This is a genomic window from Streptomyces sp. NPDC057697 (assembly GCF_042799335.1).
Taxonomy (GTDB): Bacteria; Actinomycetota; Actinomycetes; order Streptomycetales; family Streptomycetaceae; genus Streptomyces.
In genome coordinates, this window is the sequence record NZ_JBHVJA010000002.1 from 440,413 (window position 1) to 465,386 (window position 24,974).

At 73.2% G+C, this 24,974-nt stretch carries 17 protein-coding genes; 14 read left to right on the forward strand and 3 right to left on the reverse strand.

What is annotated here, in order from left to right:
• Genes lysA through ACFVFH_RS07065 form a run of 3 tightly spaced genes read left to right on the forward strand, consistent with a single transcriptional unit; the run spans position 1 to position 4,000 of the window.
• Positions 1-1,353, forward strand: a complete 1,353-nt coding sequence (gene lysA, locus ACFVFH_RS07055) for a diaminopimelate decarboxylase (RefSeq protein WP_383764501.1) — start codon at positions 1-3, stop codon at positions 1,351-1,353.
• Complete coding sequence (locus ACFVFH_RS07060; RefSeq protein WP_383764504.1) at positions 1,350-2,243, forward strand: metal-dependent hydrolase; 894 nt, start codon at positions 1,350-1,352, stop codon at positions 2,241-2,243. The genes lysA and ACFVFH_RS07060 overlap by 4 nt, the downstream gene beginning before the upstream one ends.
• The gene (locus ACFVFH_RS07065; RefSeq protein WP_383764507.1) at positions 2,240-4,000 is read left to right on the forward strand and encodes a non-ribosomal peptide synthetase; all 1,761 of its coding nucleotides are present in this window, start codon (positions 2,240-2,242) and stop codon (positions 3,998-4,000) included. Before ACFVFH_RS07060 ends, ACFVFH_RS07065 begins: the two co-directional genes overlap by 4 nt.
• A 75-nt stretch (positions 4,001-4,075) precedes the next feature.
• On the opposite strand, the gene ACFVFH_RS07070 is transcribed toward ACFVFH_RS07065, so the two are convergent.
• Entirely contained in the window at positions 4,076-5,248 is a 1,173-nt protein-coding gene (locus ACFVFH_RS07070) for an acyl-CoA dehydrogenase family protein (RefSeq protein WP_383764509.1), read from the reverse strand.
• A 563-nt stretch (positions 5,249-5,811) separates the two neighbouring features.
• Here ACFVFH_RS07070 and ACFVFH_RS07075 point away from each other — a divergent pair.
• From ACFVFH_RS07075 to ACFVFH_RS07120, 10 genes are read left to right on the forward strand one after another with little or no spacing between them, the layout of a single operon-like run.
• Positions 5,812-7,524, forward strand: a complete 1,713-nt coding sequence (locus tag ACFVFH_RS07075; RefSeq protein WP_383764512.1) for an ABC transporter ATP-binding protein — start codon at positions 5,812-5,814, stop codon at positions 7,522-7,524.
• Positions 7,521-9,245, forward strand: a complete 1,725-nt coding sequence (locus ACFVFH_RS07080; protein WP_383764515.1) for an ABC transporter ATP-binding protein — start codon at positions 7,521-7,523, stop codon at positions 9,243-9,245. Before ACFVFH_RS07075 ends, ACFVFH_RS07080 begins: the two co-directional genes overlap by 4 nt.
• A 35-nt stretch (positions 9,246-9,280) precedes the next feature.
• Positions 9,281-10,621, forward strand: coding sequence for a hypothetical protein (locus ACFVFH_RS07085; RefSeq protein ID WP_383764518.1), 1,341 nt, complete (start codon positions 9,281-9,283; stop codon positions 10,619-10,621).
• A 16-nt stretch (positions 10,622-10,637) separates the two neighbouring features.
• Entirely contained in the window at positions 10,638-12,272 is a 1,635-nt protein-coding gene (locus ACFVFH_RS07090; protein WP_383764521.1) for a condensation domain-containing protein, read from the forward strand.
• A gap of 35 nt (positions 12,273-12,307) precedes the next feature.
• Complete coding sequence (locus tag ACFVFH_RS07095) at positions 12,308-12,592, forward strand: acyl carrier protein (RefSeq protein WP_383764523.1); 285 nt, start codon at positions 12,308-12,310, stop codon at positions 12,590-12,592.
• Positions 12,589-13,917, forward strand: coding sequence for an acetyl-CoA carboxylase biotin carboxylase subunit family protein (locus ACFVFH_RS07100; protein WP_383764526.1), 1,329 nt, complete (start codon positions 12,589-12,591; stop codon positions 13,915-13,917). Before ACFVFH_RS07095 ends, ACFVFH_RS07100 begins: the two co-directional genes overlap by 4 nt.
• A complete protein-coding gene (locus ACFVFH_RS07105) occupies positions 13,914-15,281 on the forward strand; it encodes an FAD-binding oxidoreductase (RefSeq protein ID WP_383764529.1) in 1,368 nt (455 codons plus the stop codon). The genes ACFVFH_RS07100 and ACFVFH_RS07105 overlap by 4 nt, the downstream gene beginning before the upstream one ends.
• Positions 15,282-15,293: 12 nt before the next feature.
• The gene (locus ACFVFH_RS07110; protein ID WP_383764532.1) at positions 15,294-16,349 is read left to right on the forward strand and encodes an amino acid--tRNA ligase-related protein; all 1,056 of its coding nucleotides are present in this window, start codon (positions 15,294-15,296) and stop codon (positions 16,347-16,349) included.
• Between the two features lie 5 nt (positions 16,350-16,354).
• Positions 16,355-17,896: an AMP-binding protein gene (locus tag ACFVFH_RS07115; RefSeq protein WP_383764535.1), complete on the forward strand. Its 1,542-nt coding sequence runs from the start codon at positions 16,355-16,357 to the stop codon at positions 17,894-17,896.
• Positions 17,896-18,678, forward strand: a complete 783-nt coding sequence (locus tag ACFVFH_RS07120) for a hypothetical protein (RefSeq protein ID WP_383764538.1) — start codon at positions 17,896-17,898, stop codon at positions 18,676-18,678. The genes ACFVFH_RS07115 and ACFVFH_RS07120 overlap by 1 nt, the downstream gene beginning before the upstream one ends.
• Here the strand turns inward: ACFVFH_RS07120 and ACFVFH_RS07125 are convergent.
• Complete coding sequence (locus ACFVFH_RS07125; RefSeq protein WP_383764540.1) at positions 18,668-20,035, reverse strand: hypothetical protein; 1,368 nt, start codon at positions 20,033-20,035, stop codon at positions 18,668-18,670. The two genes, ACFVFH_RS07120 and ACFVFH_RS07125, sit on opposite strands and share 11 nt — an antisense overlap.
• 426 nt (positions 20,036-20,461) lie before the next feature.
• On the opposite strand from ACFVFH_RS07125, the gene ACFVFH_RS07130 reads away from it, so the two are divergent.
• Complete coding sequence (locus ACFVFH_RS07130) at positions 20,462-23,683, forward strand: amino acid adenylation domain-containing protein (protein WP_383764542.1); 3,222 nt, start codon at positions 20,462-20,464, stop codon at positions 23,681-23,683.
• A 58-nt stretch (positions 23,684-23,741) separates the two neighbouring features.
• Here the strand turns inward: ACFVFH_RS07130 and ACFVFH_RS07135 are convergent, their stop codons facing one another.
• Complete coding sequence (locus ACFVFH_RS07135) at positions 23,742-24,965, reverse strand: ATP-grasp domain-containing protein (protein WP_383764545.1); 1,224 nt, start codon at positions 24,963-24,965, stop codon at positions 23,742-23,744.
• Positions 24,966-24,974: the final 9 nt, after the last annotated feature.

Sequence of the window (24,974 nt, forward strand, 5' to 3'; positions counted from 1 at the left end):
GTGCTGACCTCCACGCAGCCCGAGTGGCTCACCGAGCCCGCCGACCTGAACACCCTGCCGGAGCAGCTGTGGCCGACGTCCGCGGCCCGCGCCGAGGACGGCGTCCTCACCCTGGGCGGACTGCGGGTCGACGACCTCGCCGCCGAGTTCGGCACCCCCATGTACGTCTTCGACGAGGCGGACTTCCGGGCCCGGTGCACCGAATTCCGCACCGTCTTCGACGACTTCGACGTCTACTACGCCGGGAAGGCGTTCCTGTGCCGGCCGGTCGCCCGGATCTGCGCCGAACTCGGACTCCACCTGGACGTCTGCTCCCTCGGCGAGCTGCGCATCGCGCTCTCCGCCGGCTTCCCGGCGGAGCGCCTGGTGATGCACGGCAACAACAAGTCCGCCGAGGAGCTGGCCACCGGCCTGCGCCACGGGGTCGGCCGGATCGTCGTGGACTCCTTCGACGAGTTGCGGCTGCTGCGCGAGCTGGCGGCCGGGGCCGGGGTACGGCCGAAGGTCCTCATCCGGGTCAACGTCGGTGTGCACGCCGACACCCACGCCAACATCGCCACTGCCCACGACGACCAGAAGTTCGGGTTCTCGCTGCGCACCGGCGACGCCTCCACCGCGGTCGAGACCGCCCACCGGGCGGACGAGGTCGAACTGGTCGGTCTGCACATGCACCTGGGCTCGCAGATATTCGGCCTGGACTCCTTCGAGGTGGGGGTGCGCCGGGTCATGGAGGTCCGCGCGGAGTTCCTCCGCGAGCACGGGGTCACCCTGCCCGAGGTGAGCCTCGGCGGTGGTTTCGCCATCGCCTACCTGGACCACCACCGGGCCGGTACGCCCGCGGAGATCGCCGAGGGGCTGCGCGAGTTCACCCGGCGCAGCTGCGCGGAGCTGGGGACGGAACCGCCCCGGCTGGCGATCGAGCCGGGCCGCTCCCTCGTCGGCCGCTCGGGGATCACGGTGTACCGCGTCGGCACCGTCAAGGCCGTCACCGGTCTGCGCACCTTCGTCTCGGTGGACGGCGGGATGAGCGACAACATCCGCCCGGCCCTCTACGACGGCCTGTACACGGGCGTGCTGGCCGGCCGGCGCTCCGATGCCGGACCGATGCTCTCCCGGGTGGTGGGTCTGCACTGCGATGCCGGTGACGTCGTGGTGCGCGACGACCACCTGCCCGCCGACATCCGGGTGGGCGATCTGCTCGCCGTGCCGAACACCGGTGCCTACTGCCGGAGTCTGGCGAACAACTTCAACCACACGCCCCGCCCGCCCGTGGTCGCCGTCCGGGACGGCGGCGCACGGCTGTGGCTGCGCCGTGAGACGTACGACGACCTGCTCGCCCTGGAAGTGGAATGACCGAGCCCACCACACCTTTTCTGAGCGACTCCACCCTGGTGTCCTTCCCCGCCGGGGCACTCGACGCCGTCGCGACCGCGCGGTACGCGACTTCGCCGACCGGCCGGTACGGGCTGATCTGCGACACCACCCCGTTCCACCCCGAGGACCACACCTGGCCGGACCAGCCGGGCGACCAGGGGGTCGTGGAGGGCGGCGGCCAGGCCTTCCCGGTGCTGGACAGCGTGATCGCCGCCGCGCACCGGTCCACCGGCGAGGTGCGGGTGGCCGGGGACATCCCGGTTCGCCGCGGCGACCCGGACTGGTCCTGGCACGTGCTGCACGTCCTCGCCGACGACCCGGGTGCCCTGCTGGGGCGCGAGGTGCGGCTGTCGGTCGACGCGGAGCGGCGGGCCGGTCTGTCGGCCGGACACACCGGCTGCGAACTGGTCGGGCCGGCGCTCAACTCCGTACTGCGGGACCGGTGGCGCAAGGAGGCCCCGCTCGACTCGCTGGGCGCCCCCGACTTCGACAAGATCGCCATCGTGAGCTCGCGGATCGGCCTCCACCACAGCGTCGACCGCTACCGGATGGGCAAGTCCCTGCGGCGCAAGGGTTTCACGGCGGAGGGCCTGGCCGAGGAGCTCGGTGACCTGGAGGCCCGGATGAACGAACTGCTGGCGGAGTGGGTCGCCGCGGACGTCTCGGTGCGGGTGCGCACCGAAGGACCGAGCCTCGCGGACGTGCGGCGCTTCAGCTGCGAGGTGCGCCAGGGCCCGGTCACGGCGCTCTGCGGCGGCACCCATGTGGCGACCACCGGGGAGCTGGGCCGGGTGGTGGCACGGCTGGAACTCGCCGACGGCGGCCAGGAGCTGGTGCTCGGCACGTCCACGGGAGGGGCGGCGACATGACCGCGCGGACCCTGACCGAACTCTTCGACGAGACCGTGGCGCGGCATCCGGAGCGGATCGCGGTGCGCGACGGGAAGGACGCGCTGACCTACCGGGAGCTGTCGGCGCGCTCCCAGGAGCTGGCCCGGCGGCTCCGCGGGCTCGGGATCGGCCGCGGCGACCTCGTGGGCGTCTACCTCCGGCGGTCGGCCGACCTCTTCGTCGTGCTGCTCGCCGTGGTGCGGGCCGGTGCCGCGTATGTCGCGATCGACAGCCGCTACCCGGACGCGCGGCGCGATCTGATGCTGCGGCTGAGCGGCGTCCGCGTGGTCGTCACCGAACCGGACTGGGCGGACCGGCTGGACCGCGACGCGGTCCGGGTGCTGTCCGTGCCGCTGTCCGGCGCGGAGCCGGTCACCGGCCCGCTGCCGTCACCGCGGGCCCGGGACGCGGCGAGCGTCCTGTTCACCTCCGGCTCGACCGGCACCCCCAAGGGCATCGTGCTGGAGCACGGCAACGTGGTCGCGTTCGCCCGCAATCCGGCGCTGCCGCGGCTGACCGAGCAGGACCGGATCGGCCAGGTCTCCAGCCTCTCCTTCGACCTCTTCCACTGGGAGATGTGGAACGGTTTCGCCGCCGGTGCCGAGGTGACCGTGCTCCCGCTGGTGCCGGACCTGCTGGCCGCGGGCTTCGACACCGAGATACGCCGGCTCGGGATCACCGCCATGCTCGTCCCGACCATGGTCGCCGGGCATGTCGCCGCCGAGCAGCCGGACGCGTTCGCCGCGCTGCGCCTGCTGCACGTGGCGGGCGACGTGATCGCCCCGGCGGTCTGCCGGGTGATCCTGGAGGCGGGCTTCGGGGGCGGTCTGTACAACCTCTACGGACCGGCCGAGTGCACCACGGCGTGCGTCGCCCACCAAATCACCCCGGAGGACACCCGGCGCCCGGCGGTGCCGATCGGCCGCCCGCTCGACGGGGTCGTGGCCGAGGTGCGCGACCCCGAGGGGGCACCGGTCCCCGCCGGGAGCTCCGGAGAACTGTTCGTCGGCGGCCCGCAGGTGGCCCGCGGCTATCTCGGCCGACCCGATCTGACCGCGGAACGCTTCACCGGGCCGGACGGTCCCGGGGGCGCCACCCGCTTCTACCGGACCGGCGACCTCGTCCGGGTCGCCGACGACGGCGTCATCGACTTCCTGGGGCGGGCCGACCGGCAGGTGAAGGTCCGCGGGTACCGGGTCGAACCCGGCGAGATCGAACGGTTCTTCCTCGGCCTCCCCGACGTCCGGGACGCCGTGGTGGCCCCGGTCGGGGACGGCGTCGACCGGCGTCTGGTCGCCTTCCTGGTCGCCGGGGGCGACGCGACCCGGCAGGGGCTGCGGACCGCGGCCGAGGAGAACCTGCCGCACTTCCTGGTGCCCAGCGACGTCCGCCTGGTGGACCGAATTCCGGCCGACCAGCACGGCAAGCGGAATGTTTCCGGGCTCCTCGACGAATTGGCCGCGGGAAGTGCCGGGCCCGGGACGGATGCGGTGCCCGGGAGCGCCGAGGAGGAATTTGTCCTCCTGCTCTGGGAGGAGCTGCTGGGCGTCACAGGAATCAAACGTTCCGATGATTTCTTCGCCCTCGGCGGAAACTCGCTCCTCGCCTTTCGCATGCAGCTGAAGGTGGAGCGCAGATTCGGTGTGAAAATTGGGAACGCGGAGATTATGCGGAATTCCTGTGCGGCCGAGCTGGCCGCCACGATCAGGGCCGCGGGCTCGACCGGAGCCGGGTGAACCGGTCCGGTCCGGGCGAGGCCCCGGGGCCTCGCCCGGGCGGGAGCCGCCGCGGCTCCCGCCCGGGTGCCCGGTTCAGCCGAGGAAGTCCTCGCCGGTCAGCAGCAGTTCGGTGTTGACCGCCGTCAGCTTGTCGTTGGCGATCATGATCCTTCCCGAGTAGAGGTCGCGCAAGTGGCGGGCCACCGAGAAGTCGCCCTCCTCCGAGTACCCCGCCATGCCGCAGACTTCGAGCGCCAGCACCGCCACCCGGACCGACTCCTCGGAGGCGGACACCTTCAGCGCGTTGGCCGGCACGGTGAGGTCCCGGGGCTCGCCCCCGGCCGCCCGGCTCCCGGCGTACTCCGCCGCGAGCGCCTGGACCTGTGACCACAGCATCGTCAGCACGGCGTGCATGCGTCCCAGCCGGGCGTCCGGGGCGAACGTGCCGCCGCGGCGGGTCGCCCTGGCCTTCGCCTGCGAGAACCGCACGGCGCGACGGAAGGCGTCGGTCGCTATCCCGGCCCAGACAGCCGCCCAGAGGATGTGCGAGAGCGGCACCATGACGCGCCCGGCGATCGCGCCGAACGGCTCGGCCAGCACCTGCCCGCGCGGCACGACCGCCTGGAGGTGCTGCGGAGAACTGCAGGTGCCGCGCATACCCATCGTGTTCCACGGGCCGGTACGGCGCAGCCGTGCCTGGTCCGCCCGCACCAGCACGAGGACCTGGTCGTCGGCGGCCGCCCGGTCGTCGCGCCGGGCGGTGACCAGCAGGCTGTCCGCCCGCTCCCCGTAGGAGACCGTGGTGGCGTGCTTCTCCAGCAGGTACTCCTCGCCGACCTGGACCAGGGCCGCCCTGCTCATCCGGAGGTTGCCGCCGATGCCCGCCTCGGAGGTGACGGAGGCGACCAGGTGCTGTTCGGCGGCGGCCGTGCGCAGATAGTCCGCGAGCTCCGGACCGTCCGCCGCGGCCGGTGCCAGGCAGGCCAGTTGGAGCTGGTGCATGGCCCAGATCATGCCGGTCGAGCCGCAGTGCCGGCCGATCCGCGCGGCCAGCTCCGCGAGTTCGGGGGCCGTCAGCCCGGACCCGCCGTACGCGGCCGGGATGGCGGCGGAGAGCAGCCCGGCCGCCTTCAGCGCGTCGATTCCCTTGTCCGGGAAGCTCGCCGTGCGGTCGGCCTCCTCGCCGCCGGCCCGCACGGTGTCGCGCAGGGCGTCGACGCGTTCGAGGGCCTCGGCGGCTGTGGCGGGGGCGGCTGCGCTAGTCATGTGCGAGTCCTCCAGGCGGCTTGCGTGTCGCGGCGCTCGACGGGCCGCGAAGCATCGGGCGGCCCGTCGCCGGATGGCCCGCGGACCGCGGAATGACCGAGGCTAACGACCTCGCCCACAATTGTCAGCGTCGTACCGGTGTCCGGGGCCTTCCGTCCGCGGTGTCGCAGTCCGTTCCCGATGACTCCGCCCTCGTGCCTTGTCCCGAGCGACGACGCCGAAAAGTTCGGTTCCCGTGGCCATTCCGGACGAAGTGCCCGCAACGAGTGACGGAATGGTTGAGGCACTAACAGGTGGTGGCACGCAGGGATTTGAATGGTTGACAGGCTAATGACGTGACTGTTTCTATGGCGTGAGTCCAATCATGGCGAGCGGTTTTCGGCCGCCTGCCCCGTTACTCCGGACTACGGCTCTCCCGCGTCCGTGCGGCGACCGGGCCGGCCTCCGGTGCCGGACTGTTCCGTCGAGCCGGGGCAAGGGTTTCACTCGCGAGGGAGTGCAGTGGTGAACGATCGAGAAGCCGTCCGGCGCGTGCCGGGTGTGCCCGACCGGCCGGTGGACGAATGAGGAAGCGGCTCCACCTGTTCCTGTCCTACCTGGCGCCGAACTGGCGAACCGCCCTCCTCCTGCTCCTGCTCCTGTTCGCCGAGGTCGGACTGTCGCTGTGGAACCCGCAGTTGCTGGGCCGCTTCATCGACCGGGCGAAGGACGGCGCCGATGTCGACACACTGGTCCGGATCGCCCTGGTCTTCATCGCACTGACCATCGTCAACCAGCTCGTCGTGTCCGTCGCCGGGTACTTCGCCGAGGACCTCGGCTGGCGGGCGACCAACCGGATGCGGATGGACCTCACCGACCACTGCCTCGATCTCGACCTGGGCTTCCACAAGGAGAAGACCCCCGGCGAGCTGATCAAGCGGGTCGACGGCGACGTGGCCACACTGGCCCAGTTCTTCTCCACGTTCACCTTCCAGATCTTCGCCAACCTGCTGCTCTCCCTGGGCATCCTGGGCGTCAGCTTCGCCGTGGACTGGCGCCTGGGCCTGATCCTCCTGGTCTTCTCCCTCGTGGTGATCCCGGTGCTGCGCCGCACCCAGCGGGTGGCGTCGCCGTACTTCCACCGGCTGCGCCAGGACAACGCCGACATCGGCGGCTTCCTGGAGGAGCGGATCCTGGGCACCGAGGACATCAAGGCCAACGGCGGCGACGCCTGGACCCGGGGACGGCTCGACGCACTGCTGGAGCGACTGCGGCGCACCATGCGGTCGGAGAGCGTCGCCTTCCGTGCCTCGTCCAGCGCCCTGGAGCTCAGCGTCTCGGCCGCCACCGCGGCCATCCTGGTCGCCAGCGCCCTGCTGCTGCGCGGCGGCGGCATCACGCTCGGCACGGTCTACGTGAGCTACTTCTACGCCAGCCTGCTCAGCCTCACCCTGTTCCGGATCTCCAACCGCATCGACGGCCTGCAGACCGCGATGGCCGGCATGGACCGGATCGCCGAGCTCTCCGACCGGCGGTCGGCGGTCCAGGACACCGGCCGGGGCACCCTGCCGGAAGGCCGGCTCCCGCTCGCCTTCGAGGGGGTGGACTTCGCCTACGCCGACGGCCGCCCCACCCTGCGCGGGGTCGGCTTCCAGCTGCCCGCCGGCGAGTCGCTGGGGCTGCTCGGCCGGACCGGCAGCGGCAAGACCACGATCGGCCGTCTGCTCTACCGCGGCATGGACCCCGGGCAGGGCACGGTGCGGCTGGGAGGCGTGGACATCCGTACCGTACCGCTCGCCGAACTGCGTTCCCGGGTGGGCGTGGTGACCCAGGACGTCCACGTACTGCACGCCTCGGTCCGGGACAACATCACACTCTTCGACCCGGGCATCGGCGACGAGCGGATCGAGGAGGCCATGTCGGCCCTGGGCATGCGGGAGTGGCTGGAAGCGCTCCCGGAGGGGCTGTCCACGATGATCAGCGACGGATCGCTCTCCGCCGGACAGGCCCAACTCCTCAGCTTCGCACGGGTCTTCCTGCGCGACCCCGATGTCGTCCTGCTCGACGAGGCGTCCTCCCGGCTGGACCCGGCGACCGAGCGCGCCGTGGGCGCCGCCGTACGCGAACTGCTCCGGGGGCGCACCGCGGTCGTCATCGCGCACCACCTGGACACGGTCGGCCGGCTGGACCACATAGCGGTCCTGGACGCCGGAGAGCTCGTCGAGTTCGGAGCGCGCGGCGAGCTGGCCGGCACCGAGGGTTCCCGGTTCTCGGCTCTTCTGGCAGGTGCGTCATGAACACGTTCCGCGTCTTCCGGCAGATCGCCCGGTACGCACCGGGCGCCTTCGCGCTCGACCTGCTGATGCAGTTGCTGCGCAGTGTGTTCCCGCTGGTGCCCGGTCTCGTGATCCGGGAGATCCTGAACCGGCTGAGCGACGGCGGCACCCTGTCCACCGGCTTCTGGGTGCTCATCGCGATCCTGGTGGGCGCCGCGCTGGCCCGGGTCGCCTCGCTGCTGCTGTGCGTGGCGTACGACGGGATCTGCGAGGCCGCCGGGATCGGGCTGCTGATGCGCAACGGCTTCGCCCGGGTCCTGGCCAAGCCGGGCGCGGCCCGGCTGAAGCACCCCACCGGAGACGTGGTGTCCCGGCTCACCGACGACACCGCCACCGTGTCCAGCACCGTCGTCTACACGCTCATGGTGATCGGGGCGGCCGTCCAGGCGCTGATCGCCGTCGCCGTCATGGTCACCGTCGATCCGCTGATCACCGCGGTGGTCTGCGTACCGCTGATCGTGGCCGGTTTCCTGATCAACATGGCCAGCAAGAAGATCAAGGAGTACCACCGCCAGGGCCGGGAGGCGGCCGGTGACGTCAGCGCCTTCCTCGGCGACGTCTTCAACAGCATCCAGGCGATCCAGCTGGCCGGCGCGAAGCCGCATGTGCTGGCCCGGTTCACCCGCCTCAACGAGATCCGCCGCAAGCGCACCGTACAGAGCCGCCTGTTCACCGACGTCTTCCTCGGCGCGATCTGGAACAACACGACCGCGATCGGCACCGGGCTGGTGCTCGTGCTGGCGGCCACGCATCTGCACGACGGCACCATGCGCGTCGGCGACCTCGCCCTGTTCATCGTCTACGTCGGCTGGGTCACCGATTTCACCTCCCTGTTCAGCCAGAACCTCGCCCTGGTGATGCAGTCCGGTGCCTCGCTCCAGCGGATCGAGGACGCCGTGCCGGGCGCGGTGACCGGCCTGCCCGACCCCGGGCCCGTGCCGCCGGCACCGCCGCGCACCGCGCTGGACACCCTGCGGGTCCGCGGGCTGGCCTACCGGCACCCGGAGTCCGGCCACGGGGTCACGGACGTCAGCTTCGACGTCGCCGCCGGCGAGTTCGTCGTGGTCACCGGCCGGGTGGGTGCGGGCAAGTCCACGCTGCTGCGCGCCGTCCTCGGGCTGCTGCCCCGGGAGAGCGGAGAGGTGCGCTGGAACGGGAACGAGGTCCACGAGCTGGTGCCGCCGCTGGCCGCGTACACCTCGCAGGTTCCCCGGCTGACCAGCGACTCGGTGCGCACCAACGTCCTGGTCGGCCATGAGGCGGACGAGGACGCGGTGGTCCGGGCCCTCACCACCGCGGTCCTCGACACCGACCTGGCGACCCTGGAGGACGGCCTGGACACGATGGTCGGCCCCCGGGGAACCAAGCTCTCCGGCGGGCAGGTGCAGCGCGTCGCCGCCGCCCGGATGCTCGTCCGCGATCCCGAACTGCTGGTCTTCGACGACATTTCCAGCGCGCTGGACGTCGGCACCGAACGGGAGCTGTGGCACCGGCTGCTGGACCGGGGGGCGCGGCGCAGCTGTCTGGCCGTCTCGCACCGCCGGGCCGCGTTCGAGCGCGCCGACCGCATCGTCGTACTGAAGGACGGCGAGGTGGAGGCGGTCGGCACGCTCACCGAGCTGCTCGAATCGAGTGCCGAAATGCGCCACTTGTGGGCCGGCGCCGCTGGTGAGCGACAGTAGGCGGCGATGGCCGCACCGGGTGAGGGGATCACGACGTGACGGGGACTGAGACCGAGGCGCGCACCATCGTCGCGGCCGACGAGGGGAAACGCGTTCTGGTGCACGAGGACGGCGGCCGGTGGTCGCTGCCGCGCCACCCCGCCGGAGGGCCGGAGCGCATACGCGCCCTCCTGCGGGAGCGCTGGGGCGAGGACACCGTCCGCCTCGGCACCCTGACCGACACCGGCGGCGACACCGGCCCGGTCTACGCACACGAGTGGTGCGCGGAGCCGTCGGCCGCCCCCGGGTCCACGCGCTGGCTGAGCGCCTTCGACACCGAGGAGCGGGCCGGTCTCGATCCGGCGGACCGGGCGCTGGTCGAGGGCTGGTTCGACGGCGGCCACGCGCTGCCCGACGTGCCGTGGGCGCGCCCCGGCTGGTACGCCGGGGCGACCGGCTGGCTCGCCGACCGGCTGCGCGACAACGGCTCCGCCCTCACCGGTCCGGTCGAACAGTTCCTCGTCTCGCCCTGGGCCTGCACCCTGCGTGCCCCGACCGACCGGGGCCATGTCTTCCTCAAGGCCGCGCCGCCGGGCTTCCCGCACGAGGCGGTCCTGACCGAGCGGCTCGGCCGCTGGTTCCCCGACAACATCGTCCCGGTGCTCGCCGTCGAACCGGAGCACGGCTGGCTGCTCTCCGCGGACATCGGCGCCTGCACCTACATCGAGGACGTGACGGACGCCGAGGACCTGCCCCGGTACCGCTCGTCCGTCCAGCGGTACGCGCGGATGCAGCGCGCCACGGCCGAACGGCTCGGCGAACTCGCCGAGTCGGGCGTACCGGACCGCCGCCCCGCCGTACTGCCCGGCCTGTTCGAGCGGATGCTCGACGAGCCGGAGCGCCTCGGGGCCGGGCGGGAGTGGGGGCTGACCCCCGAGGAGCACCGCCGACTGCTGGACTTCCGGCCGGAGTTCGCCCGCCGCTGTGCCGAACTGGCCGCGACCGGACTCCCGGACGTGCTGGTCAACATCGACTTCTGGCACGGCAACGTCTCGTTCCGCCCGCAGGGGGACATCTTCTTCGACTGGGCCGAGACGGGCATCGGCCACCCCCTGTGCGGGATGACCACCGTGCTGCGGGAGTTCGAGCAGAACGACATCGCCGACGGCGAGCGGGTCCGCCGGGCACTGGTCGACGCCTATCTCGACCAGTGGACGCCGTACCTGTCGCGGGACCGGCTCGCCGAGGCGTTCCCCCTGGGGGAGCAGGCGGCGATCGTCTGGCGCGCCTGGTCCTGGCGGGACTGCGTGGTCCCGGTGCCCGCCCCGGAGCGCCACGACGGGTTCCGGCACGCGGTCGCGGCCAACCTGCGCAGATTGCTGGCCTTCGTTGACTGACACGGGGAGGACCTCGGTGGTGCGCCGCCGTGCGGACGGCGCCGGGCGCCGACGGCGCGACGAGGCGGAGCTGACGGCGGCGGTGGCCCGGATCTGGCGTGATCTTCTCGGTGCCGGCGCAGACGTCACGGACGACGACGACTTCTTCGAGCTGGGCGGCGATTCGCTGCTGGCGACCTGGGCCGCCGCCCGGATCCAGGACGAGCTCGGTATCGACGTCACCCTCGACGACCTCTTCCAGCAGACCCGGCTGGGCGCGCTCGTCGCCCATCTGCGGCTGCTGCCGCGCCGCCCCCGGAGTGCCGAGGCACCGGTGGCGGCCGAGGGCGGGGCTCTCACCGCCGCGGAGCGGGCCGTGTGGCTCGCGGCGGAGCTGGCACCGCAGGCGACCGCGTACCTGATCAGTGTGGTGGTGCGGGTGCGGGGCGATCTCGCCGCGGACCTGCTGGAGGACGCCCTGGGCGATGTGATCACCCGGCACGAGGCGCTGCGGACGGCCTTCCTGCTGGTGGGCACGGAGCCGGAACGACGGGCCGAGGCATCGGTGCGCGTCCCGGTGGCCCGGGTGGCCGAAGCGGGACCGCCCGGTGCGGACCGGCTGCGCGAGCTGGCCGCCGAGGACGCCGAACGGCCCGTCGAGCTCGACCGGGCCCCCTTGTTCCGGGCCCGGCTGGTCACCGACGGCGACCGCGCGACCGCCCTGCTCCTCACGGTGCACCACGCCGTCTTCGACGCCCGGTCGCTGGAACTTCTGGTCCGGGAGCTCGGCGAGTGCTGCGCCGCCCGTGCCGAGGGCGGGGTCGCGGACCTCACCCCGGTGCCCGGCCCCGGCGCGTTCGGAGCGCGGCAGCACGCGTGGCTGGCCGGCCCCGAGGGGCGGCGGGCGGTCGCGGAGCTCGCCGGGAGCCTGACCGGGCTGCCCGCTCCCGGCCCGTTCCCCCGGACGGAGCCTTCCGGCACCGGGGACGGCGCTGGGGACGGTATCGGCGACGGCGGTGGTGGTGGCGGTAGGGACGGCGTCGGCGCGCAGCGCCGGGAGACGATCGACGGCGGCCTCGCGCATGCCGTACGCCGTCTCGCGCTCCGGCACGGCGCCACGCTGCACATGGTCGGTCTCGCCGCCTTCGCGGTCGCGCTGGCCGACCGGACCGGCACCGACGACCTGGCCGTGGGCGCCGCCTTCAGCGGGCGCACCACCCCCGAGGCGCAGAACGCGATCGGCTGCTTCGTCAATGTGCTGCCGATCCGGGTCCGCACGAGCGGACCGGAACCCTTCACCGACGTACTGGCCCGGGTCCGGGACGCCACCCTCTTCGTCGCGCGCCACCAGGACGTGCCGTTCGAGCAGGTGCGCGCCTGGTTCCGGCAGGAGGGCGCCGCCCCGCCCGAGATCCGGGTGGCGTTCGGCGCGCAGGACGTGGCCAGACCCGCGTACCGCGGCGAGGGCTTCGAACTGACCGGCCGCGAGGCCGATACCGAACAGGCCCGGCTCGATCTGACCTGCTGGCTGGAAGCGGCCGGGGAAGACAGCCTTCAGGCCTTCTGGACCTACCGCCCCGGCCTGCTCACCTCATCGGACGTCGCGGCCCTGCACGGGCGCTTCGTCGAGGTGCTGCGGACCGGGGCCGGGACGGAGCCGGCGGACAGCTGAATCCGCTCCGGCCAGCATGAAGCACGGGAGAGAACATGCGGGACAAGGACATACCGGTCGGTAGGACTGTTGTCGACCGGGCAACGGCCGTCGTCACCGAGGAATGGTGCCGGGCACTCGACGTCACGGACCCCTCGCCGGAGGACGACTTCTTCCTGGCGGGCGGGAACTCGCTGCTGATCGCCACGATGATCGACCGGGTGGAGCAGCGGCTCGGCATTCTGTTCCCGGTCGAGGTCGCGTTCATCGACGGCACCCTGGGTGCCCTGACGGAGGCCTGCGCGGAACGGCTCGCGACCGCCGAGGGGACGACCGGGTGAGCGGCGCCCTGCCCCGGCTCGGCGTGCTGCACGCGCCGCACGCGGCGGCGAACCTGCGGGACCTGGTGCTCGCGGGGCGCGACCGGTGCGAGGTCGTGCTCCTCGTGCGCCGCGAAGTCGCCGCGGCCGAACCGGACATGATCCGCCTCGGGCGGGCGCTGGCCACCGTCGAGGTGCTCGGCGACGACATCCCGGGCGAACTGGCCGGTCTCGGCCTGGACGGCCTGGTGACCTTCCACGACGCGGAGCTGGAGACGTACGACGCCGCGGTGCGCGACCTGGGTCTGCCCGGTGCCACCGAGGTCGACCAGCCGTGGGACAAGCTGGTGCAGCGGCGCCTGCTGAACGCGGCGGGCGTCTCCACGGTGCGTTCGGCGCCGGTCGACTCGCCGGAGGGGCTGGTGGCGGCTGCTGCCGAGGTCGGGCTGCCCGCGGTTCTCAAACCCCGCCGCGGCACCGCCAGCACGGACCTCAGCTTCCTGACCGGACCCGCCGATCTGGAGGCCGAGCCCGGCCGCCGGGAGAACTGGTCCGGACTGGTGCTCGAACAGATGATTGAGCGGGCCGCGCATCCGTCCGGCCGCCGCTGGCTGGCCGACTACGTGTCGGTGGAGACGGTCACCCACCGCGGCGAGCACACGCATCTGGCGGTCTTCGACAAGACCCCGCTCGCGGTGGCCGGCGGCGACGGTCCCTGCCGTCACGCGGTCCGCGAGACCGGCGACGTACTGCCCGCGCAGCTCCCGCCGCATGTGCACGAGGCGGTGCTCGCCACCACCTCCGCGGCACTGGACGCGCTGACCGTACGGGACCGGGTGAGCCACACCGAACTGCGGGTGTCGCGGGACGGGGTGGAGGTCATCGAGGTCAACGGCCGGCTCGGCGGCGAAGTGGCCGGGATGATCGGCATGATGGGCGGCTCCGGCCTGGTCCCGGCCGCGTTCGACCTGGCCCTGGGCCGCCGCCCCGAGGTCTCCGCCCCGACCCGGCCCGATGTGCTGGTCAGCCTGTACGTGCCCTTCCCTGAGCGGTCCGGACCGGTCCGCTCGGCCGTCACCCGGACCCGGGTACGGGAACTGCCCGGCGTGGTGCGGGTGGACGAGGTCGCCCAGCACGGGGCCCCGCGCGCCGACACCGCGTTCCACGCCGTCAAGGTGCTGATCACGGCCGAGGACGCGGACGCGGCGGGCCCTCTCGTACACACCGTGGCGACCCGGGTGGCGCGGCTGTTCGAAGCCGATGGCCTGGGCGCCGACCCATGGCTCGACCAACTGGCCGGAGACCCCGGCGAGCCCAGCGCAGAGACCGGAGGAACGACCACATGAGCAGGACGGCCGAAGAGGCCCTGCGCGTTGCCCTGTGGCCCGGCGATCCGGGCTACGACGAGGCCCGCCGGGTGTGGAACGGAATGATCGACCGGCGGCCCGCCGTCATCGTCCCCTGCTCCGACGCGAGCGATGTGGCCGCCGCGCTGCGGTACGCCACCGCCGAAGGGCTCGCGGTGACGGTGCGCGGCGGCGGCCACAACGTCGCCGGTCTCGCCCTGGCCGACGACGCCCTGCTCGTCGACCTCGGCCCGATGCGGCACGTCGACGTCGACCCGGCGGGGCGGACGGCGGTCGCGGGCGGCGGGGCGCTGCTCGCGGACCTCGACGGCGCCACCCTGCCGCACAGACTGGCCTGCCCCGTCGGCGTGGTCTCCGAGACCGGGCTCGGCGGCCTGGCGCTCGGCGGCGGATATGGCTGGCTGGCCCGCAAGTGGGGGCTGACCTGCGACCATCTGATCGCCGCCGAGGTCGTCCTGGCCGATGGCAGCATCGTGCGGGCCTCCGCGGAGAACCATCCGGAACTCTTCTGGGGACTGCGCGGCGGCGGCGGCAACTTCGGCGTCGTCACCCGGTTCACCCTGCGCCTGCGGCCGGTGGACGACGTCTGGATCCGCTCCGCGGTGTACCCGATCGAGCAGGCCGCCGACGCCCTGCGGGCCTACCGGGACGCCATGCCCTCGCAGCCGGACGACCTCCAGCTGGTCGGGGCCTTCAAACGGGCGCCCGCGGCCGACTGGATACCCGAGCACCTGCACGGCGAGCCGGTGCTGGCCTTCACCACCGTGTGGCTCGGCGCCGAGGGCGGCCCGGAGGCCGCCGCCGACCTCTTCGCCGACTGCCCGCCCGCCGGTTCGATCGACCGGATCATCCCCTTCGCCGACCTCCAGTCCATGGGCGACGGGAGCGAGCCCGCGGGGCGCCGGTACTACACCACCTCCGGCTATCTCGCCGACCTGCCGTCCGACGCCGTCGACGTACTCGTCCGGTACGCGGTCGACGGCCTGACCACCTACTCGACCATCGACCTCGGCTACTTCCGGGGCGCGGTGGCACGTGTCGACGACGACGCCACCGCCTTCCCCTCACGGGACGCCTCGTTCATCTGCTCCGCCTCCGCTGCCTGGGACGACCCCGCCGAGGACGACCACGGCCGCGGCTGGGCCGGCGGACTGATCCGGGACCTCGGGCCGTGGCGGTCCGAGGGCAGCTACGTCAACTACACCCAGCGCAGCGGCCGCAGCGCGGCGGACGTCTACGGCGCCCACCGCTACGCCAGGCTGGCCGCACTCAAGGCGCGGGTCGATCCCACCAATGTGTTCCGCGGCAACCACAACATCAGCCCCTCGCCCACTCGCGCCTGAAGGACGACCCCAATGAAGACCGCTGAAATCGCGGCAGCCGCCCCGCTGAACGTCCCCCGGCTCTGGGCGGACGCCGACGGAGGCTTCCACCGCTCGCTGGGCTCCCCCTGGGCACGGCTCGTCGCCGGCCTCCAGGACACCGCCGTGCGCGCCACGTACACCTACGCGCACAGCCGCGCGGTACGGGCCCTGCACTTCCCCATCACCACCCGGACCGTCACCTGTCCCACCGGCCTCGGCAGCGACTCGGTACCGGTGCCGGTCCAGGTCAACGGCGTCGAGACCTATCTGGCCGACTCGATGCAGTTCATGCTGGAGTACGGCTGCCGGGTCTCGCCGCAGGGCTGTCACAACATCCTGCCCTGTTTCCGCGGCGACGAGCCCGACGCGACGCACCTCGGACAGTTCGTCCACAGCGAGGCCGAGATCCCCGGCGACCTGGACGACCTCGTCGACTACGTCAACGGCTACATACGGGCCATGGCCACCGCCGTGCTCACCGAGCACGACGAGACCCTGCGCGCCGTGCTCGGCGACGTCGGCCATCTGGAGCGGGTGGCCGTCGGCGACCAGCCCTTCGAGCGCCTGCGCTTCGACGAGGCGGTCCGGCTGCTCGACGGCGAGGGCGTCATCACCTCCGCCGACGGCGCCCGGTCGCTGAGCCGGGCCGCCGAGCGCCGACTCATGGAACTGGTCGGGGAGTTCGTCTGGGTGACCCACTTCGACCACCTCAGCGTCCCCTTCTACCAGGCGTTCGAGAACGGGAACGAACGGGTGGCGGAGAACGCGGACCTCTACTTCGGCATCGGTGAGGTCGTCGGGGCCGGGCACCGCCACACCACGGGCGACCAGGTGCGCGCCGGTCTCACGCTGCACAAGGTGCCCGAGCACGAGTACGCCTGGTACGCGCGGATGAAGGACGAGACCCCGATGGTCACCTCCGGTTTCGGGCTCGGCCTGGAGCGGTTCCTCCTCTGGGCGCTGCGGCACGACGACATCCGTGACATCCCGCTGGTCTCCCGCATAGGGGAAGAGCGGTCCTGGCCGGCCTCGGTCGATCGGCCGTGACCCGGATGACCGGTGCCCGCCCGCTCTACGACTGGTTCGGCGCGACCGCGGCGCGCACGCCCGACGCGGTCGCGCTCGACACCGCCGAACAGCGGCTCACCTACGCGGAACTGGCCGGACTGGTCGAGCGGACGGCGGCCGGCCTGGCCCGGCACGACACCGCCACGGTCGGGCTGTGCACCGGCGGCACGCTCCTCGGCTACGTCGGCTACCTTGCCGTGCTCCGGCTGGGCCGCACCGTGGTCCCCGTCAGCCCCCGCTCGCCCGTGGCCCGGAACCGCTCGGTCCTGGAACGGGCGGGCGCCGGGCTGGTGCTGGCCGACCGCCCGTCGGCCGGGGCCCTGCGCCCCGCCGACGGCGAGGAGCCGTGGACCGTACCGGTCCGGTCGCTGGAGGAACTGATCCAGGGGCCGCCCGCCGCGGCACCGGCACCGGACCGCGCCGAGCGCCCCGCCTACATCCTGTTCACCTCGGGATCGACCGGCGAACCGAAGGGGGTGCCGATCACCCACGCCAATGTGTCGGCCTTCCTCGGCTGCGCGATCGACCGCTACGAGCTGGGCCCCGGCAGCCGGGTCTCGCAGACCTTCGGCTTCACCTTCGACCCCTCCGTCCTGGATCTCTTCGCCACCTGGGGGGCGGGCGGCACCCTGGTGGTGCCGGAGAAGCGCGAACTGCTGATCCCCGCCACGTACGCCCGCCGCCGTGAGCTGACCCACTGGTTCTCGGTGCCCTCGGTGATCACGCTCGCGCGGCGGTACCGGGCGCTGCCCCCGGGATGCCTGCCCGACCTGCGGTGGAGCGTGTTCATGGGCGAACAACTCACCCTGGACCAGGCCAGGATCTGGGCACAGGCCGCGCCGCGCAGTGTGATCGCCAACGCGTTCGGCCCCACCGAACTGACCGTGCTCTGCGCCGACCACCGCCTGCCCGCCGATCCCGGGGACTGGCCCGTGACCAGCAACGGCACCGTGCCGATCGGTACGCCCTTCCCGCATCTGGAGTCCGTCCTGCTGGACGCGAACGGCCGCCCGGCGGACGACGGCGAGCTGTGCGTACGCGGAGCACAGCGCTTCGGCGGCTATCTCACCGCCGAACACAACATCGGCCGCTTCATGGGCCCCGACGGGGTGCCCCTCGGACCGACGCGCGGCGAGGTCCCGGCCGATCAGTGGTACCGCCCGGGCGACCGGGTGACACGGGAGCACGGCGTACTGGTCCACCAGGGCCGGCTGGACCGCCAGGTGAAGGTGCGCGGACAGCGCATCGAGCTCGGCGAGGTGGAGACGGCGCTGCGGCGCTGTCCGGGCGTGACCGAGGCCGTGGTGCTCGATGTGGTGCGCCCCGGCGAGGGCGTCCACCTGCACGCCGTCCTCACCGGGGACGCCGCCCCGGGCACCGACCCGCGCCATGAAGTGGCCCGTCTGGTACCGGACTACGCCGTGCCGGAACGCTGTACCTGGCTGCCGGAGCTGCCGCTCAACCTCAGTGGCAAGGTGGACCACCACGCGCTGCGCCGGGCCGTGGCGGGCGAGGAGGGGTGCTGATGAGCAAGCAACTGTGGCGCTGTCTGCGCGGGCCGGAGGGCGCGGCGGGCACCGTGCTCGCGGTCGACTTCGGCCCCCGGGCCAACCAGCAGGGCTTCGCCCGGCTCGCCGCGAACCTGCCGGGCGAGGAGGGCGTCCACCTGACCGTGCCGCCCGGCATCGGCACGGACCTGCGGGCCGATGCGGACCCGGACCGGTACGTGGAGAAGTGGGCGGCCGCGCTGCCGGAACCGGAGCGCCCGGTACGGGCCATCGTGACGTTCTGCGCCGGGGCCGCGTTCGCCGACGGGCTGCGGCGGGCCTGCACCGGCCCGGACGGCCCGCCCGCCCTGGTCACGATCGACCCCACGGAGGTGGGCGGGGCACTGCTGCGGGCGGAGTTCGTCGCCGCCACCGAGACGTTCCGGGCGCATCTGGACGAGCGGATGCTCGCCGAGGTCACCGCCGTCTGCGAGGCCGTGGCGGACACGGACGACCTGCCGGCGGTCGCCGAGCGGCTGCGGGACGAGCAGCGGCGCGTCGTGGAACACGCCACGACACGGGCCGGTATGCCCGAGCACCTGCGGGCGATGCTCTGCGCGCGCTTCGCCGACTACCTGGGCTATCTGGTCGCCGCCGCGCGCCGGACCGGCCGCGTCGAGCACGCCACCGTGATCGCCTCCGCGGACCACCCGCTGCCCGCCTGGTGCGCCGACCACCCGTCACGGCTGACCACCCCGCACGACGAACTGCTCGGGGACCCGCGGGTCGCCGGGCTCGTGCACGCGGCGATCAGCGGGTGACCGGCACCGCCGGACCGGCGGCGGGGGAGAGGGCGTCCTCGGCCAGCCGGTGAGTGAGCCGGCGGACCTGCTCGGCGGGGCGGATCCGGGCGAACTCCTGCTCCGCGGCGAGGTGTTCGGGCAGCCCGGCGAACCCGTCCGCCGGAGCCGCCCCGGCGCAGATCTCCCGCGCGACGGCCACCAGACCCCGCAGGTCCCGGGTCACCGAGGCGGGCGCCGGGGCGTCTTCGGTGGCGGCGGCCGCGACGGCGGCGTGGTGCCAGTCGGTGATCTGGAGACCCGGATCGCGCCAGCCGTCGTTCACCGACTCGCCCTGGGCGGGCCGGGGGATGCCCATCACCGCGCGCGTGCTCAGCGCGCAGTGGGCGATCTGCCGGTCGTGCGCGTGGGCGAGCCCCGCACCGATCTGCCGGATCATGTCGGCCCGGACCTCGGGGGTGAAGAGGGAACGGTAGAGGGACAGGATGTGGTCGAGGCGGAGCAGCTGCTTCTTCTCCACGTGGAACATCAGCACCGGCCCGGGGGGATGGTGCTCCAGGGTGTCCACGGTGACGATGCCCGGGTGGTCGAGCTCGCGCAGCAGCAGATACTCGCGCAGCACCGCCTCGTCGGTCCTGGTGCGGGACGCGCCGGGGGCGTAGACGCGTACCCGGCACGGGGCCTTGTCCCAGACCGTGCTCCAGGCCACGAAGTCCTGCCAGCGGTCGGTCAGCGCGACGGGCTTCGGGGTCAGCTGCCAGGTGCCGACGCGGGGCCAGTGCTCGACCGGATGCATCCCGATCCGCTCCAGCAGTCCGGGCAGGGCCCGCAGGAAGCGCCGGCCCGGCCGTTCCGCGCGGTCGCCCGCGGGCTGCTCCAGGAGATCCCTGGCCAGCCGGGGCAGCGAGGGGTTGGCCGGTTCGTCGGGTCCGAACACACCCCGCGCGGCAGGCCCGGTGAGGTCGACGGACGACCGCGGATCACTCAGGTACGCCGACCCGCGCACCTCGGGAACGGCCAGGAAACGGCCGGCCGCGGCCCGGCGCAGCGCCGCCGTGAGGTGCCGGGCCTTGACCTCGGCGACATCGCGGGTGCTGTCCGACGCCTTGGTGTTGCCGCTGCGGGTACGCAGCCAGATGCCGTCCTCGTTGCGCAACCGGCCCTGCGATACGTCGACTTCGAGCAGATGCACACCGCCGGGACCGGCCACCAGCAGGTCCACGCTGTGCAGATGACCGGAGTCCGCGAGGAAGGAGAAGTTCGCCCAGGCGCGGTGCGGACCGTCCTCGGAGAGGGACTGCCGGATGGACTCCATGGCGGTCGGCTCGTCCGAGAAGAACCACGGTGTGACAGTCGTCCAGCGATCGTTCTGTATCAAACGCGAGTCCCTTGAAGGCCTTTGCGAAAGAAGTCAGGCAAGTGAAAAGAAGTCAGGCGGGTGAAGAGGCAACGCTAGCAGACCAGGAACCGGGCGACACGGACGTACGGGGATGCCCGAAGCGGTCCGGTGGCCGGTCAGAAGCTGTGATCGCCGTCACGGCCGCGGGGATGGTGCCTCCTGTGCGTGGCCGATAGCCTCCTGTCTGAGCAGCGGTTGTGGATCACGGGGAAACCCCTTGCCGCACAGGCGACTTGTGCCTGGCAACCGGCCGTTGCCCCACGCGCCCCGGGTCGGTACGGAGCGCCCAGGACCTCCATGGACGGGCGGGATCTCGCCATCAACGGGAATCAGCGGATCGTGGAATCTCTCCACCGTGACGGCCGCGCACGGACACCCGGACCGGACGGACGGGAAACGGAGCCGGTGCGTCCGGCGGACGCCGTCCCGCTGACGTCCGCCCAGCGACGGCTGTGGTTCCTCAACGCCTGGCAGGGACGTTCGGCGGACTGCGCGGTGCCGGTGGTGCTGCGGCTCTCGGGCGTGGTGGACCGCGCGGCCCTGCGCGCCGCGTGCCAGGACGTCCTGGCACGCCACCCCGCGCTGCGGACGGTGTTCGCCGAGCACGACGGCGAACCGGTACCGGCCGTGGTGCCGGCGGGGCAGGCTGCCCGGTCCGCGGTGACCGAGGAAGCCGTGCCCGCCGACGTCACCACCTGGATCGACGCCATCGTGCGACGGGGCTTCGACATCACGGTGGACCTGCCCGTACGGATGGTCCTGGGAACGGTCTCGCCCACCGCGTCGGTCCTGGTGATCGTGGTGCACCTGGTCGCGGGCGACGCCGGGTCCGTCGCACCGCTGACCCGGGACCTGGCACGGGCCTATGCGGCGCGCCGCGCCGGGCGGGCACCGGACTGGCCACCGCTGCCGGACCGTCACGGGGACCGGGCCCGGCGGGAGCGGGACCTCCTGGGCCAGGCCGACGACCCCGACAGCGTGCTGAGCCGGCAGACCCGGTTCTGGCGCCGGGCGCTCACGGGCCTCCCCGCCGAACTGGCCCTGCCGCGCGACCGGCCCCGCCCGGCCCACGCCCCCGGCCGGGGCGCCGTGCTCCCCTTCCACGTCGACGCCCCGCTGCACCGGGCCGTCATCGCGCTGGCGGCCGACAGCCGGACCACCGTGCTCATGGTGGTGCAGGCGGCCCTGGCGGTGACCCTGCGGGGCTTCGGCGCGGGCGACGACATCCCGCTGGGCACCCCGGTCACCGACCGCGCCGACGACACCCCGGACGTCGTCGGCCACTTCGGCAACATCCTGGTGCTGCGCACCGACCTGTCCGCCGACCCCACCTTCCGCCAGGTGCTGGAGCGCGTCGGGGAATCCGGCCGGGCCGCCCACGCCCACCGGGACATCCCCTTCGACGCGGTGGTCACCGCGCTCAACCCGCCCCGTTCCACCAACCACCACCCGCTCTTCCAGGTCATGTTCGAACTGGCGCGGCCCCCCGCGCCCGCCCCGCGGCTGCCGGGGCTGGACGTGACACTGGAGTGCCCCCGGCCCGGCACGGCCGCCTTCGACCTGCGCTTCACCTTCACGGAGCCCACCGCCGACCAGGGCGGCGGGCTGGCCGGCGAGCTGTGCTACGCCACCGACCTGTTCGACCCCGCCACCGCGCGGCGCCTGGTCCACGGGCTGCTCCAGGTGCTGAGGGCGGTCACCGCCGACCCCTCGACCCCGGTGAGCCGCACCGACGTCGTATCGGCCGCGGACCGGGAGATGCTGCTGCGGGAACGCAACGCCACCCGGCGCGGGCTGCCCGACACGGTCCTGCCGGACCTCTTCGCCCGGCAGGCCGCCCGTACCCCCCACCACCCCGCGGTCGTCTTCGGCGGCCGGGAGTACAGCTACTCCCATGTCGACGCCGAGTCGAACCGGCTCGCCCGCCGTCTGATCGCGCAGGGCATCGGGCCGGAGGACCGGGTCGCGATAGCCCTGCCACGCTCCGAACGGCTCGTCATCGCCCTCCTCGCCACGCTCAAGGCGGGCGCCGCCTATCTGCCGCTCGACCTCACCCATCCACCGGCGCGCACGGAACACCTGCTCCGCGACGGCCGCCCGGCCGCGATCCTCACCGACCGCGCGGAACCCCTCACCACCGCACCGGTGCACCCCGCCACCGCACCGGTGCACCTCACCGACACCGGCCTCGACCACCTCTCCGGCGCCCCCCTCACCGCGGCCGACCTCGGCCGCCCCCCGCGGCCCGAGCACCCCGCATACGTCATCTACACCTCCGGCACCACGGGCCCCCCGAAGGGCACCGTCGTCGAGCACCGGGCGGTCGTGAACTTCGTCGCGGCCAACAACGAGGCCTACGGCATCGACGGCGGGACCCGTCTGCTCGGCTTCGCCGCGGTCACGTTCGACGTGTCGGTCCTCGAAATCTTCTCCGCGCTGACCTCCGGCGCCACGCTGGTGCTGGCCGACGATGAACAGCGCACCGATCCGAGACTGCTCCAGCGGCTGATGCGCGAGGAGTCCGTCACCGTCGCCGAACTCCCGCCCGCACTGCTGCCGATGCTGGATCCGGACGGGCTGCCGGAGCTGCGCCTGGTGTCCGTCGGCGGCGAGGCCCCGGCGGGGCGGCTGGTCGACGCGTGGGCGGGGCCGGAGCGGCAGTTCTGGAACGCCTACGGCCCCACCGAGGCCACCGTCGGGGTCACCCTCATGCGGTGCCTGCCCCCGGCCGGGGACACCGCCCCGCCCATCGGGCGGCCGATGGCGAACAGCCGGGTCTATGTACTGGACGACGCGTTGCGCGTGGTCCCCCCGGGCGCGACCGGTGAGCTGTACCTGGCCGGGGCGCAGCTGGCGCGCGGCTATCTGGGACGTCCGGCCCTCACGGCCGGGCGCTTCGTCGCCGACCCTTTCGGGGAGCCGGGGGAGCGGATGTACCGCACCGGCGATCTGGTGCGCTGGAACACGGCGGGCGAACTCGTCTACGCCGGACGCGCGGACAGCCAGCTGAAGGTGCGGGGCTTCCGCATAGAGGCCGGTGAGATCGAGACCGTGCTGCTGGACCAGCCGGACGTGGCGGAGGCCGTGGTGCTGGCCCGGAAGGACCGCCGGGGCAACGCCCGGCTGGTGGCCTACGTGGTACCGGCGGCGGACGGCGCTTCCGGGACCGGCACCCCGGCCGGTCTGCCCGCGCGGCTGCGCCGGGCGCTGGGGACGCGGCTGCCGGACTACATGGTGCCGTCCGCGTTCGTGGTGCTGGACGCGCTGCCGACGACCGTGAACGGCAAGCTCGACCGGGAGGCGCTGCCGTCCCCGGGAAAGCCCTCGGGCGGGGCCGCGCGCGGGCCCCGGACACCGGTCGAGGAACTGCTGGCCGGGATGTTCGCGCAGGTGCTGGGGGTGGAGTCGGTCGGCACCGACGAGGACTTCTTCGCCCTGGGCGGGAACTCGGCGGCGGCGGTCCGGCTGGCGAGCCGGATCGGTGCGGTACTGGGCGTGCGCCCGGCCGTCCGGGAGCTGTTCGCCGCGCCGACGGTGGCCGCGCTCGCGGCCGCCCTGGACCGCGCTCCGGCCGGCCGCGAGCGCGACCGGCCGGACACGGCGCGGCGGAGGGCCCTCAGGCCTTAGGGCCGCTCGTCCGGTTCACGCCGGACCAGGGAGCGGGGCCCGGCCCGAACGGAAGGCCCTACACCGGCTCGACCTCCAGGACGTAGACCCGGGCCAGGTCCTCGACGCGCTTCGCCACCAGCGAGGGTTCCGCCGTGGCGAGGAACACCAGGCCGGTGGTCGAGGCCGAGTGCAGCCGGGGGCTGATGACATCGCCCGCCCGGGTGGACATCCGTGCCTCGATCACATCCGGCAGCGCCGCCAGCTCCTCCCGGGTGGAGACGCGCACGACCCGGCCCGGACGGACCGGGAGGTCGCAGTTGGCGATGGTCCCCTCCCGCAGCGGTGCCACCGGCCCGCGCACACCGGCCGGGCGGCCGAGGGAGGTGTCCATGAAGACCCGCCACAGGTCGACGCCGTACTTCATCCGCACCGAGTCGACGATGCCGCCTCCGGCCGGGCGGCAGGAGATCTCACCGATCACGAACCCGTTCCCGGTCCTGAACAGCTCCATGTGCGTCACACCGCCCTCCAGCCCCAGGGCCTCCACCGTGGCCCGGTGCAGTTCGCGCACGGCCGCGGCGTCCGGGTCCTCGTCGGGGAGCAGGTACGAGCCGGTGAAGTCGTCCGTGCGGCCCAGCAGGGGCATGAAGTAGCGCTGTACGGCGGCGAATTCGACCGTGCCGTCCGAGACCACCCCGTCGCAGTGGTACTCGCCCTCCATCTCGACGAACTTCTCGACCAGCAGCGGGCACGCCGCACGGCGCAGACCGTCCGCGGCGGGCGAGTCGATCAGCGCGGCCAGCTCCCGCTCCGAGGAGACGGCGAAGGTGTTCATCGAGCCGGTCCCGAGGGCGGGCTTGAGCACCACCGGCCAGCCGAGCCCGGCCGCCGCCGCGGGGGCCTGGGCCAGCGATCCGATCACCCGGTACGGGGCGACCGGCAGCCCCGCCGCGGTCAGCGCGGACTTCATCACCCCCTTGTGGGAGAAGCGGTTGGCCGTCTCGAAGCCGATCCCACCCAGCCCCAGGAACGACCGCAGATACCCTCCGGCGGGCAGGCTGCGTTCCGAGGGCGCCACCACATGGTCGATCGGCTGCCGGGCCAGGAGGTCCAGCGCCACCCGGCGGACGGCGGTCAGGTCGGCGATGTCGTCGACGAAGTGCAGCCGGACATCGGGCGCGTACATCCGGGCGTACGCGCTCTCGGTGATGACGTCGATCTCGGCGTCCGGCGCCACGGCCCGCAGCCGGTCGACCGCCTCCGCCTTGCCGGAGTTGACCATCAGTACGTGCGCGGGCATGTCCCACTC